Annotated in this window: 10 protein-coding genes; 8 read left to right on the top strand and 2 right to left on the bottom strand. The window is 50.1% G+C overall.

The window, feature by feature from the left end; translation table 11 throughout:
• Window positions 1–104 precede the first annotated feature (104 nt).
• From KDN34_RS12765 to phrB, 3 genes are read left to right on the top strand one after another with little or no spacing between them, the layout of a single operon-like run.
• The gene (locus tag KDN34_RS12765) at window positions 105–1,061 is read left to right on the top strand and encodes a YbgA family protein (RefSeq protein WP_212594130.1); all 957 of its coding nucleotides are present in this window, start codon (window positions 105–107) and stop codon (window positions 1,059–1,061) included.
• Window positions 1,051–1,929, top strand: coding sequence for a MerR family transcriptional regulator (locus tag KDN34_RS12760; RefSeq protein WP_212594129.1), 879 nt, complete (start codon window positions 1,051–1,053; stop codon window positions 1,927–1,929). The genes KDN34_RS12765 and KDN34_RS12760 overlap by 11 nt, the downstream gene beginning before the upstream one ends.
• A complete protein-coding gene (phrB, locus tag KDN34_RS12755; protein ID WP_212594128.1) occupies window positions 1,929–3,386 on the top strand; it encodes a deoxyribodipyrimidine photo-lyase in 1,458 nt (485 codons plus the stop codon). Before KDN34_RS12760 ends, phrB begins: the two co-directional genes overlap by 1 nt.
• A 43-nt stretch (window positions 3,387–3,429) precedes the next feature.
• Here the strand turns inward: phrB and KDN34_RS12750 are convergent, their stop codons facing one another.
• Window positions 3,430–3,750 carry a DUF3634 family protein gene (locus tag KDN34_RS12750; RefSeq protein ID WP_212594127.1) on the bottom strand — a complete coding sequence of 107 codons (321 nt, stop codon included), beginning with the start codon at window positions 3,748–3,750 and terminating at the stop codon, window positions 3,430–3,432.
• A gap of 249 nt (window positions 3,751–3,999) precedes the next feature.
• Here KDN34_RS12750 and gabD point away from each other — a divergent pair, with 249 nt between their 5' ends.
• The gene (gene gabD / locus KDN34_RS12745; RefSeq protein ID WP_212594126.1) at window positions 4,000–5,442 is read left to right on the top strand and encodes an NADP-dependent succinate-semialdehyde dehydrogenase; all 1,443 of its coding nucleotides are present in this window, start codon (window positions 4,000–4,002) and stop codon (window positions 5,440–5,442) included.
• Between the two features lie 349 nt (window positions 5,443–5,791).
• Here gabD and KDN34_RS12740 read toward each other — a convergent pair whose 3' ends face one another.
• Entirely contained in the window at window positions 5,792–7,252 is a 1,461-nt protein-coding gene (locus KDN34_RS12740; RefSeq protein WP_212594125.1) for an aminoacyl-histidine dipeptidase, read from the bottom strand.
• A 186-nt stretch (window positions 7,253–7,438) separates the two neighbouring features.
• On the opposite strand from KDN34_RS12740, the gene KDN34_RS12735 reads away from it, so the two are divergent.
• The 4 genes from KDN34_RS12735 (at window position 7,439) to KDN34_RS12720 (ending at window position 13,603) form a co-directional block, all read left to right on the top strand.
• A complete protein-coding gene (locus tag KDN34_RS12735) occupies window positions 7,439–8,959 on the top strand; it encodes a M17 family metallopeptidase (RefSeq protein WP_212594124.1) in 1,521 nt (506 codons plus the stop codon).
• Window positions 8,960–9,801: 842 nt separating this feature from the next.
• Window positions 9,802–11,091 (top strand): NCS2 family permease, encoded by a 1,290-nt coding sequence (locus KDN34_RS12730; protein WP_212594123.1) that lies wholly within the window; start codon window positions 9,802–9,804, stop codon window positions 11,089–11,091.
• Window positions 11,092–11,228: 137 nt separating this feature from the next.
• Entirely contained in the window at window positions 11,229–12,347 is a 1,119-nt protein-coding gene (proB, locus tag KDN34_RS12725) for a glutamate 5-kinase (protein ID WP_212594122.1), read from the top strand.
• Window positions 12,344–13,603, top strand: a complete 1,260-nt coding sequence (locus KDN34_RS12720) for a glutamate-5-semialdehyde dehydrogenase (RefSeq protein WP_212594121.1) — start codon at window positions 12,344–12,346, stop codon at window positions 13,601–13,603. Before proB ends, KDN34_RS12720 begins: the two co-directional genes overlap by 4 nt.
• The last annotated feature ends 61 nt before the right edge of the window (window positions 13,604–13,664 follow it).

Below are 13,664 nucleotides of genomic sequence, written 5' to 3'. Positions count from 1 at the left end.
CTGATGGAGCTTTTTTTTGTGCCGCTCAATAACCTGTACAAAAATTTGATTATTGTACAAGTTTGTGTCTTACTTATGGTCATAGTTATACAAAAGAGATTTCTATGTATAAGTTTGAACCACAACGTATCCGTCTTGGGATCAGTGCCTGTTTGCTCGGTGAGAAGGTGCGGTTCGATGGCGGCCATAAACGATCCGTATACTGCAACAATGAGTTGGCGCCTTACTTTGAGTTCGTTCCCGTATGCCCGGAAGTCGGCATTGGACTCGGCGCGCCCCGCCCGAGTATTCGCCAAGTTCTGGATGGTGACATCCTCCGGGTGCAGAACGCCAAGGGTGACATTGATGTGACCGAGAAGCTGCAGCAATACTGTGAGCAGAAAGTTGCAACACTGGATTTCCTCAGTGGTTATATCCTCTGTGCTAAGTCACCAACTTGTGGCATGGAGCGAGTAACGGTATACAAGGCCGGCACCAATAATGGCAGTAAAACTGGTATAGGCGTGTTAGCCGCGACATTGCATCAACAATGGCCACAACTGCCTATCGAAGAGGAAGGGCGACTCCACGATCTGGTGTTGCGGGAGAATTTTTTCACCCGAGTGTATGCCCATCATGATTGGCACACATTAAAGCTGTCAGGGTTAAGTCGGCACAAACTGACGGAGTTTCACGCCCGCTATAAATATCTGCTATTGGCCCACTGCCCCAAGTTATATCGAGAGTTAGGCCCTATGCTGGCGGATTCATCCAAGCCTTTGGCTGAGGTAGCTGAGCACTATTTCATAAAATTTATGGAAGCACTTGGCCACAAAGCTAGCCGTAATAACCATACCAGCGCATTGCAGCATATTCAGGGCTACTTCAAAAAGTCGCTGAATAAAAAACAAAAGGCCGAGTTGAGCCAGGCGATCATGGATTACCGTAACGGCCTTAAACCGCTGCTGGTGCCATTAACCTTGATCAATCACTATCTGCAGGAATTTCCCAGCCCTTATATTGCTCAGCAGGTTTATCTGAATCCGCACCCCCAGGAGTTAAAGCTACGTTATGCCTACTGATGCAGCTTATTTATCTATTGGCGAGGTCGCCAAACTGACAGGGGTTAATCCCATCACCTTGCGAGCATGGCAGCGACGCTTTGGGCTGGTTATTCCCGCGCGTACCCCCAAAGGTCACAGGTTATACAGCGATGCGCAGGTGCTACAGATAAAGGAGATCCTTAGTTGGCTTGAACGCGGCGTAGCTATTAGCAAAGTTAAGCCGTTGTTGGACGGTGGAATGAGCGATGAACATCATTCTGACGATGACTGGCAAACATTAGCCACGGCCCTGACAAACGCCGTCATGGAACTAAATGCAGCCTATTTGCAGCAGCGTTTGGATGAGAGTTGCAGCTTGTATCCGCAACCAATCCTCAATCGCTATCTGCGAGAATGGTTAGTACAACTGCAAACGCAGTTGGCGTTGCGTGTAGATGGCGCGTTATTGAGTAACTGGTGCCAGAGTGAACTGACCCAGTGGCTATCGCTGCGCGCCAGCAAGTTACTCAGTCAAAAACCTCCCTACGTTTTGTTATGTCGTCTGGGGGCGCAATCTCCGTGGAGTGAGTGGTTGCTGACGCTGGAACTGGTGTTAAGTGGCAGATATCCCCAACAATTTGGGGAAATTGCTAACCTCGATTTGCTGTTATTACTGCAGCCGAGATTGCAGGTCGATGCAGTTCTCATTCAACCGGCGGCAGACAGTAGCCACAAGTTGGTCACGCAAGCTGCTGCGTTGAAGCAACAACTCGGCCGCCCGGTGTTGCTGGTGGGTGAGTTCGCGCCGATGTTGGCAGCTGCAGATAATCAAGTTATTGATATACAACAAGCACAGGATGACGCGGTGGCGTTGCTAAATAGCCAGTTGCCAGCGAGGACTTATTGATGACTAGTCCAGATACTAAGCCAACCGTATTTATCTGGTTTCGCAATGATCTCCGGGTGACGGATAATCAAGCATTATCCGCCGCCTGCGAACATGCCAAAACTGTAAACGCCAATATTCAAGCCGTGTACATAGTAACGCCTGCACAATGGCAAGCCCATGATGTTGGTAGCCGGCAACTGGATTTTATTCGGCGTCATCTGCAGTTGGTGGCCCGCGCATTGGCCAGTCTCGGGATTGAACTAACTGTGTGGCAATGTCAGCACTTTGCCGATATTCCAGCATTGTGGCAACGGCAACTTAGTTCGCGAAATATTGTCGCCATATACGCCGGCCGCGAGCCGGAGCTTAATGAGATTCGCCGCGATCAAGCGATGCTCAACCATGGACTGCCATTACAGCTGACCAATGAGCATTGTTTGCTTGCCCCGGGTTCGGTGCTGACAAAAAGTGGCGAAATGTATCGGGTATTCACCCCGTTTTTTCGGCGTTGGCGTGAGATCGCTCAGCAGTATCCGGTGGTCCCTTTAGGCCCTCCCGCACCTGTTGGCCCAGCCATTGCGGATGTAAATATTGAGTCCTTGCTCGATACAATTAACCGCTATTTCCTGCCGTTAATTAAATCTGATAATCACTACCAGTGGCCCGCCGGGGAAGGGGAAGCACAGCGGCGACTGCAGCACTTTGTGTTCACCGCAGTAAGCGATTACCAACAACAACGGGATTTTCCTGCCCTGGATGGCACTAGCAGTTTATCGCCCTATTTAACCTTGGGAGTGTTAAGTCCACGGCAGTGTTTTGCCGCCTTGTTGGCTCGTTTCCCGGCAGCCCTGGCAGATGATACGAGTCCAGTGCGCTGCTGGTTATCTGAACTGGTCTGGCGCGAATTTTACCGACATTTGCTGGTGGCATTCTCGGCGTTGAGTATGGGCGGCAACTTTAACCCATTAGCAGATGGTATTGTCTGGCGTAACCATCCTCAGGAATTTAGCGCTTGGTGTGAAGGCCGGACCGGCTACCCCATTGTCGATGCAGCGATGCGACAGCTGAATAATACCGGCTGGATGCATAATCGCTTGCGTATGGTAGTCGCCAGTTTCCTGAGCAAACATCTTTTGATTGATTGGCGATGGGGCGAGCGATATTTCCGGCAACAGTTGCTAGATGGCGATCTTGCGGCCAATAACGGCGGTTGGCAGTGGTCGGCTGGCACAGGTTGTGATGCTCAGCCCTGGTTTCGTATTTTTAATCCGATTAGCCAGAGCGAGAAATTTGATGCGGATGGCAGTTTTATCCGCCACTGGCTGCCGGAACTACGACATTGGCCTTTGGCACAACTGCATCAACCAGTCCCAGAGAAAAGCCTATTCACTGGTGATTATCCTGCACCGATTGTTGAACACTCTTCTGCCCGGCAACGCGCGCTGTCAGCGTTAGCCGTTTTGAAAAAGGCCTAAAACGCCACATTGCCACTTTCGCTGTGGCAGTGTGGCGCGTGGGTCAGGCGTTTTGGCTGTAGTATTTCTGAGGAAATAACGCGTGTAGTTGTTGAATGTAGTGGTCGCCGGCATTCGCTGAAACATGCAGTTGTACCTGATTGCCTTGTTCGGCACGGACAATACAGGTGAGTTTGCCGGTTTTCGCTAGGTTCCGACAATCGCGCTCAAATTTTTCCGGAATTTTCCCGTAGTGAGATACCAGACGCCCATCTTTGAATTTCATTTCAAACAAGGTGCGCGAACCTTTACGGGCGGCGAATACCAGCTTGTAAATGATGACCAGCGCAATGGCAATAAACAGTATCTTCAGAGCATAGGCCATGAAAGGACTCCTTGAACACAGATAATTGACATAATACTTACTGAATATAGCTACAGAACTGCTGCTTTACTGCTGTTCATATCACATCCATATCACGTTAGCTGCTATGGCGTTATTGTGTGTGGTCGGCGTCATTTATGTTAACGTGAGCCATCTCAATCGAAGCGGTAGTCTGCCACTACATTCATTTTGTCGCCCGCGTCAGGCAGACTGCCGTTAGCGAAAGCCGCCTGTCGGCAAGGAGGAAAAGTGAAACTGCAATATCCACAACTGCTTAAGCAGCAGGCATTCATTGATGGATGCTGGTGCGATGCAGACGACAAGCAAACACAATCGGTGATTAATCCTGCAACCGGTGAAGCGTTGGCTCAAGTGCCCTATATGGGGGCGGCTGAAACGCAACGCGCCATTGATGCCGCGCAGGCAGCATTGCCGCAGTGGCGTGCACTGACGGCAAAAGCAAGAAGCAATATCTTACGCCGTTGGTTTGAACTTATTGTGCAACATACCGATGATTTGGCATTGTTGATGACCAGTGAACAGGGCAAACCATTGGCTGAAGCCCGCGGTGAAGTGGCTTATGCCGCGTCATTTATTGAGTGGTTTGCCGAAGAAGCCAAGCGGATTTATGGCGATACCATTCCTGGTCATCAGGCGGATAAACGTTTAATCGTGCTGAAACAGCCTGTTGGTGTCACCGCTGCAATTACGCCTTGGAACTTTCCGGCGGCGATGATTACCCGTAAGGCCGCACCTGCATTGGCCGCAGGTTGTACTATGGTGTTAAAGCCCGCACCGCAGACACCTTTAACGGCATTGGCACTGGCTCAGTTAGCACAAGAAGCGGGGATCCCGGCTGGAGTATTCAGTGTGGTGCCCGGTGATGCAATGGCTATCGGTCGGGTTCTGTGTGACAGCCCTGTAGTGCGTAAACTGTCGTTCACCGGCTCAACCGCGGTTGGCAGGAAGTTAATGGCACAGTGTGCACCAACACTGAAAAAGCTCTCGTTAGAGCTGGGTGGCAATGCGCCTTTTATCGTGTTCGACGATGCGGATATTGATGCTGCAGTCGAAGGTGCGGTAATCGCTAAATACCGCAATGCGGGGCAGACCTGCGTATGCGCCAATCGTATCTATGTGCAGGATAACATTTACGAACGTTTTGCTGAAAAGCTCGCGGCGAAAGTGGCGACACTGAAAGTCGGTAAGGGCACAGATGCTGACGTCACTATTGGGCCATTAATTGATGCTAAAGCGGTCGAAAAAGTACAGTCACATCTTCATGATGCCATAGACAAAGGCGCCAATCTGTTGTGTGGCGGCCAATTACTTGCGGGTAATTTTATGACACCAGCGGTACTGACCGATGTAGACAGCTCAATGAAGGTGGCGCGGGAAGAGACCTTCGGACCCATAGCGCCCTTATTCCGTTTTCATGATGAATCAGAGGTTATCGCGATGGCAAACGATACCGAATTCGGACTGGCCGCTTATTTTTATGCCAATAACCTGTCGCGGGTGTGGCGGGTTGCCGAAGCACTGGAGTATGGCATGGTTGGGATTAATACCGGTCTTATTTCTAACGAAGTGGCACCTTTTGGCGGCATTAAAGCGTCTGGTCTTGGCCGCGAAGGCTCCAAGTATGGCATTGAAGAGTATCTGGAACTGAAATACCTCTGCTTGTCAGTGTAATTTCAGCCGTCTGCTGAAAGTAAAAATCCACCTGAATAGCAGGTGGATTTTTACTTTCCAACTGTAGTTGTGCTGTGTTGTCTTGTGACTTTTTTAACAGAGTAAAGGACATAGGCAATGTTCCGGATAATGGATGATAGGGGTAAACCTTTCTTTTATTACCGTTGCTGGAGATATCACCCTGACGGACAGTTATTGTGAGTGTCTGCAACGGTAAACAGCAACTGGCTGTCACAGGCTTCCGTGCAGCAAATTCTTCGTGGTGTTTGAATCACACAAATTTCCGACTGTGATCATTGTAGCAGGTATGGAAAAAGCAATAAAAAGGCCACCGTTCGGTGGCCATTATTTAATCTTTGCTTGGGATACGTTGCAGTACGGCGAGTAATAGCTGCCAGTATTGACCGACAGTGGTGATATTAACCATTTCATCTGGGCTATGGGGGAAGCGAATGGTGGGGCCAATCGATACCATGTCCATCTCAGGATAAGGCTTTTTAAACAGCCCGCATTCAAGCCCGGCATGGATGACCATGATCACTGGTTCTTTGTGATAGATATCCTGGTAGGTGTCACGCACAATCGCCATCACTGGAGAGGTGTTGTCAGGCTTCCAACCTGGATAGGCACCGCTGAATTTGATTTCTGCGCCAGCAAGTTTGGCTAAGGCGGACAATTGACCACAGACATAATCACGGCCTGAGTCAATCAGTGAGCGAACCAGACACAATATAGTAGCCTGATTATCTTTCATGGATACCACGCCGACATTCAAAGACGTTTCGGTAACGCCTTCAACTTCATCACTCATGCGGATAACACCGTTAGGGCAGGCATTTAGCAGTGCCAGCAATTGCTGTTGTGCATCTTGAGTCATCACCTCAGTTGCCGCAGGTGCTTCAGTCAGGGTCAGTTTGACGCCTGCATCGGCCACGGCAAATTCGTTACGGAGCAAGGCTGCATACTCATTTATAGCTTGTTGCAATAATGAGACCTGGGTGTTGGCAATCGTTAGTTTGGCTTCAGCTTCGCGGGGAATGGCGTTACGCAGAGTGCCGCCCTGAAAATCCACTAATTGAATGCCTAATTTTTCTGACTGCTCAAACAGGAAACGCGCGAGTAATTTATTTGCATTGCCACGACCAAGATGAATATTGACGCCAGAGTGGCCGCCTTTGAGTCCGGAAAGCATCAACTGGAAGGTCTGACGATCAGCGTCGGCGGCGGTGGTTGCTAGATGCAGCGTCATTGCGGCATCGACGCCACCAGCGCAACCCATATAGATTTCACCTTCCTGTTCGGAATCGGTGTTGATGAGAATTTCTCCGTGCAACACTCCCGGTTGCAGACCAAATGCACCGGTCATTCCGGATTCTTCGTCAACGGTCAGCAATACTTCCAGTGGACCGTGTGCAATATCGGTACTTTCAAGTAGCGCCAGCGCTGAACACATGCCAATACCGTTATCTGCACCGAGTGTGGTGCCACGGGCTTTTACCCAGTCACCATCTACCCAAGCTTCAATGGGGTCTTTAGTAAAGTCATGCACTTTATCGGCATTCTTTTGCGGCACCATATCCATGTGCGCCTGAATCACCACCGGTTTGCGATTTTCCATTCCAGGTGTTGCCGGTTTGCGGATGATCAGGTTACCGACGTTTTCTTCAATAACCTCTAATTGTTTATCCTTAGCCCACTGCTGAATGAACTGGCTAAGCGCCGCTTCGTGTCCTGACGGACGGGGAAAACTACAAATTTTTTCAAACCATTGCCACAAAGGCTGAGGGGCTAACTGGCTGAGATTGGACACTTGAGACTCCTGACCTTAAGTTGCTGAACGCTGGCGCGGATAACGCCGGTTTCGATTGCCACCAAGTTTACCATAATCTCCCGTCGGTGCGTGCATGCCACATAGCGTTTGGGGGCCGTGATTTGTCGTGGCAATTACTTGTCGCCGGGACAATAATGCTGCTGATAACCACGTTGAGGAGTTGTGATGTTGAGCTTTGTTGATGTAGCAGATCCGCAGGCGATTTACAGTGACGAGTGGGATGCGGTGATCGTGATATCCGCCGATGTTTGTCGTTGTCCTATAACGGAAGTTGCACTGTTGGCGAGTCACGCGCAAGAAATTGATAAACGCGTGGGGCGTGTGCCGGTACTGCTAATGGCTCCGGGACTTGCGGGTGGCAGATTGATTGTCGCCCCAGCACAGTGTGATGCGGATTATGGCGATGTCAGTGTTTTTGCCGCGGCCGCCATACAAGCGGTAACGTTAGCACAGGATGCTGGCGCTACACGGCCGTTACTGTGGGTTGATAATGTGCCGGCTGTGCAGTGTCGTCAGGCTTCCGCCGTTGCGGCATTGGCTTGCGGTCAGGCGTTGTGGCAACCGTTGGAAGCGCGACAAGCAGGCGTTCCTACTTCTATTCAGCAAATGGGTTTAATGAATGCGGTGTTGCCTGCTGCGACCTTAACGGCACTGGAAGCAGGGCGCAGTTTTGCCAGAGATTTATGTGGCACCGAGCCGGAACGCATGTCAGCAATTGCATTTGCAAACACTTGTACCGAAGCTTTTGCAGGATCAGCTGTGACGGTGGAGGTAATCGCTGAACCCGAGATGTTGCAGCGTGAATATCCGTTATTAAGTGCCGTGGCGCGGGCATCCTGTGCTGTACCTAGGCACCAACCGCGGGTGGTTAAGTTGGAATACTGTCCGTCCGGGCCTATCGAGCACACGCTGTTGTTGGCGGGGAAAGGCGTGATCTACGATACTGGCGGTGCCAGCCTTAAGGTAGGCGGCACCATGTCAGGTATGAGTCGCGATAAAGGCGGCGCTGCGGCAATTGCCGGGCTGATGCTCGCATTATCTAAGTTGCAACCTACCGGTGTCAGAGTGGTGGCAGAATTGGGATTGGTGCGCAACAGTATCGGCAGTGATGCGATGGTTCCGGATGAGATCATTACCACCCATGCCGGGATCCGCGTCCGTATCGGCAATTCCGACGCCGAAGGTCGGCTGGTGTTAACCGAATTACTGTCGCATCTGCGGTTGCAGGCATGTGATGCAGCGTCTCCAGAACTGATATCCGTTGCTACGCTGACCAGCCATGCGGCGAGGGCATTTGGTAGCTACCCGGCGATGGTGTTTAACAGTGTCGCCAGAGAATCGGCGCTGCCAGAACAGTTGCAACATTGTGCCACGCTTATGGGCGAACCTATGGCGCTTTCACCTTTGCATAAAGAAGATTTTATGAATGTGGCCGACAAAACCGGAGCGGCTGACGTCATCTCTGCCAAACCTGTCGGCTCATCACAGGTTGAACGTGGGCATCAGTTAGCGGCTGCCTTTATGTTGCAGGCATCGGGGCTAGCTGCCCATGGCATCGCAGCCACAAAGCCTTTGCCCTTTATCCATCTGGATATTGCCGGTGCCGCTGTCAGTGGTGACCCTCGTTATGGTAAACCTACCAGTACCCCGTTGTTAGCCTTATGGAGCTACTTGCGTCGGCGTTAACTCGTTAAAAGGAACCTCCGCCAGTTGCTATTCGCTGGCGGTTTATACGGGCAATGTTGACGAGCGATAACGCCTGTTATTGAAGGTTGGAGATTGTATTGTAGTTAACTTCCAATTCCATAATTCTCCATAAAAAAATAATAAATAATTTAAAAAAAACAACAATATATATTTATTTATTACTCATGATTGAATGTTTTTTAGGCAAATAAATATTAGTATGTGTAAATAAAAAACAAAAAACTTACAAAAGTCATTTTTATCGCCGGAAAACTTGTAGTTTAATTTCATAAGCGTATTATTTTAATCGTTAGCGAAGATATCGCTGTGGTTAATTTGTCATGGTTGAGTTGCCTTTTCTCTCTGGCATTCAGAAAGCGTCCCCAATCTATTTCTGAATGTTTGGTTAAGGTCAATGAACTTCAACGGGAATGTTGAATACGTGTGGTTAACCAGACAGCAATACTTCGAGAGGCTCCATCTTTCGGAGTTTATTATCGTCGCTGCTTTGCCACCTTTTATGTGGTTGCTTGTTGATACAGATTTCTTGAAAGGACGCGGTTCTTTCATCATCTAGTCTGTTTGTGCGAATGGTCCCCATGTCTATGGGCGTTTAAAGCATCTCTTTACCTGCTCATTTGAGCAGGTTTTTTTTTGCCTAAATCATGACTAAAGGTTTTGTGATCGGCCAGGCAAATGCATAAATCCTGCTTTTATCCTGCATATTTTGTCTGGTGTGACTCTGGCAAACTTTTTATAATCTGCCGCTGCTAACTCGTTATGTTAAATAACTGTTAGAAAACCAAGCCCTACACCTCATATTATTCAAGGAACCTAGTTCCATGCTGGAAAAACTATTCAAACTTAAAGAGCATCAAACTACGCTGAAGCAGGAAGTGCTGGCTGGCATTACTACTTTCCTGACGATGGCGTACATCATTTTTGTGAACCCAAGCATGCTGGCACAAGCTGGGATGGATCAGGGCGCTGTCTTTGTCGCTACCTGTCTTGCTTCCGCAGTAGGCTGTTTGGTGATGGGCTTTTTAGCCAACTATCCTATTGCACTGGCACCTGGAATGGGGCTCAATGCTTTCTTCACCTATACCGTGGTCGGACATATGGGCTATAGCTGGGAAACCGCGCTTGGTGCCGTGTTTCTCTCCGGTTGCTGCTTCCTGATTTTATCGTTAGTGCGCATTCGTGAATGGGTGGTAAATTCCATTCCAATGTCACTGCGAATGGGGATCGCGGCGGGGATTGGCCTGTTTTTAGCGCTGATCGGCTTAAGAAATGCGGGTATTGTTGTGGGGAATCCGGCCACATTAGTGGGGTTGGGGGATCTGACGTCATTCAATTCCGTCATGGCCATTTTAGGTTTCTTTTTAATCGTCGCTTTTGTACATCGTGGTTACAAAGCTGCGGTGATCATGAGCATTCTGGCGGTCACCGTATTGGGACTGGTGTTTGGTGACGTAAAATATACCGGTGTGCTGTCTATGCCGCCGTCAATTGCGCCTACTTTCATGAAGATGGATATTGCGGGTGTGCTGGATATCAGCATGATCTCAATCGTCTTCGCTTTCTTATTTGTCGATCTGTTTGATACTTCTGGTACTTTGGTCGCTGTGGCTCATCGCGGTGGTTTGCTGGATAAAGATGGCCGTTTACCCCGTTTAAACCGGGCATTAACTGCTGACAGTCTGGCCACTATTGCGGGCGCGGCTTTGGGGACTTCTACCACCACCAGTTATATCGAGAGTACTGCAGGCGTGAGTGCTGGTGGCCGTACAGGTCTGACCGCCGTGGTTGTTGGTCTGTTGTTTGTGGCGGCACTTTTCATCTCACCATTGGCGGGAATGGTGCCTGCCTATGCCACTGCCGGGACTCTATTTTATGTGGCGATCCTGATGACCTCCAGCTTGTTGCATGTGGAGTGGGAAGATCTCACTGAAGCTGCGCCAGTGGTTGTCGCTGCGCTGATAATGCCGTTCACATATTCCATTGCTAACGGTATCGCCTGTGGCTTCATCACTTACGCGGCGGTTAAGATCCTTTGTGGTCGTTTCAAAGATTTGAATCTCGGCGTCGTGGTGCTGGCACTATTGTTTATTGCCAAATTTATCTGGGCCTGAATTGCATAATCCTGAAAGCCGCCGTAAGGGCGGCTTTTTTTATGGTTTTTTCAGCGGTTTCCTGCTTGGTGTAACTAGGAATCTCGGCGGGGATTGGGTATAAGATTAGTTCCTAACTCATTATTGCATGATAAACGATGGACCTGACAAACTCCCGTTATAAACGGGTGGTGATAAAACTTGGCACCAGCGTGCTGACATCTGGCAGTAAAAAGCTCGATAAAGCCCATATGGTGGAATTAGCCAGACAGATGGCGACCTTAATGCGCAGCGGCGTTGAAGTTGTCCTCTGTACTTCCGGCGCCATTGCGGCCGGCCGTGAACATCTATTGTTTCCAGAACTGCCGGACACGATCGCCAATAAGCAGCTGCTGGCGGCAGTGGGCCAGAGTCAATTGATCCTCGCCTGGGCGCAGCTCTTCAGTATTTATGGGTTGCATGTGGGACAACTGCTGCTGACGCGTGCCGATCTGCATGACCGCGAACGCTACCTGAATGCCCGCGATGCATTAAATGCGTTGTTGGCACAGAATATCATTCCCATCATCAATGAAAATGATGCAGTGGCGACCAATGAGATTAAGGTTGGCGATAATGACAATCTCTCAGCACGCGTTGCCTTGTTATGTGATGCGGATTTATTACTGCTGCTGACCGATCAGAAAGGTCTGTTTGACGCCGATCCAAGGACGCATCCTGACGCGCACTTGATCAGTGAAGTTGCCAATATCGACGATAGTTTGCGTGAAATGGCGGGCGGTTCCGTTTCCGGACTGGGCACTGGCGGCATGACCACTAAACTGCAAGCGGCGGATATTGCGCGGCGGGCAGGGATCGAGGTTGTGATCGCATCCGGTCACCATACCGATGTGATTATCAAGGTCAGTAGCCATCAGTCTGTCGGCACGCATTTTAGCCCTACCGAAAATCCACTCGAAAGCCGTAAGCAGTGGATATTGGCTGGCCCTAAGGCCAAAGGCCGGTTAATCCTCGATGAAGGTGCGGTAAAAGCGGTAGTGCAGAAGGGCCGTAGTTTATTATCCAAGGGAATTACCGCGGTAGAAGGTAATTTTGAACGTGGCGCTACCGTCGAATTGCTGGATAAGGAGGGTAACAAGGTTGCCCGCGGCATTAGCCGTTATAGTGCTGTTGCCATCCGCATCATTGCCGGCAAGCATTCCGACGATATTGAGCCATTACTGGGCTATGATCATGGTGACGCAATCGTGCACCGCAACGATATGGTGGTTCTATGACGGATACCTACTTACAACAGCTCGGCCAACAGGCCAAAGCCGCCAGTTTTGCCCTGGCGAATTTATCCGCTGCCGATAAACGTGATTTGTTGATGACAATTGCGAGCTCATTGCAAGCCGCTGCAGACGACATTGTTGCGGCGAATGCGCAAGATGTGGCGGCAGCCAACGCGGCGGGTCTGGAAGCGGCAATGATCGATCGCTTGTTGCTGGATGAGAAACGGCTGGCTGCTGTGATTGCGGATATCAGTAATGTTGTGGCATTGCCAGATCCTATCGGTCGCGAGTTTGATTCTCGTCTGCTCGATAATGGCATACGTTTGTGCCGGCGCACGGTTCCGCTCGGGGTCATTGGCGTTATTTATGAGGCGCGTCCGAATGTGACTGTGGATATTGCAGTACTGGCATTGAAAACCGGTAATGCTGTGATCCTGCGCGGCGGAAAGGAAACGCTCAATTCTAACTTGGCACTGGCAAAAGCGATCCGAACCGGTATTGCCGAATTTGGTTTGCCTGAAGACGCGGTGCAGCTGATTGATAATCCTGACCGGGCTCTGGTCTCCGGACTGTTAAAGCTGGATCAATATGTGGACATGATCGTGCCTCGTGGCGGGAGCAAATTGCAGCGGTTATGTGCGGAGCAAGCGACGATTCCGGTTATTTTGGGTGGCATTGGTATTTGCCATTTGTATCTGGATAAAGCGGCGGATTTATCACGTTCAACGTCAGTGATTATCAATGCCAAGGTGCAACGTCCCACCGTCTGTAATGCGCTGGATACCCTATTGGTACATCAGGAGGTTGCAGAGCAATATCTGCCGCAGCTAGCTGCCGCGTTGTCAGCAGAAGGGGTCACTATTGTTGGGTGCGAGGAAACGCAGCGTCTGCTACCAGCGTATGAGGTACGTCCTGCAGATGAAGAAACTTTCGCAACGGAATGGTTATCGCTGACTTTGGGCATCAAAGTCGTCGCTGATGTTACAGAAGCTATTGCCCATATCCGGCAATATTCCAGTGGCCATTCAGAAGCTATTTTGACCGACGATATTCCCACCGCCACTTATTTTATGAATGAAGTGAACTCGGCTGCAGTTTATCTCAATGCCAGCACCCGGTTTACCGATGGTGGCCAGTTTGGCCTGGGTGCCGAAGTTGCAGTGAGCACACAGAAGTTACATGCTCGCGGCCCGATGGGGTTGGAAGCCTTGACTACCTACAAATGGCTGGCGGTAGGAGATTACACTTCGCGCAGCTAGTCGCGAAAGTTAGCACAATCTAGAATAGATAAGGGCCCTGCAGCGGGCCCTTATTGTGTCT

This window comes from Shewanella yunxiaonensis (assembly GCF_018223345.1).
GTDB classification, from domain to species: Bacteria; Pseudomonadota; Gammaproteobacteria; order Enterobacterales; family Shewanellaceae; genus Shewanella; species Shewanella yunxiaonensis.
This window is presented reverse-complemented; position numbering and strand designations above follow the sequence as displayed.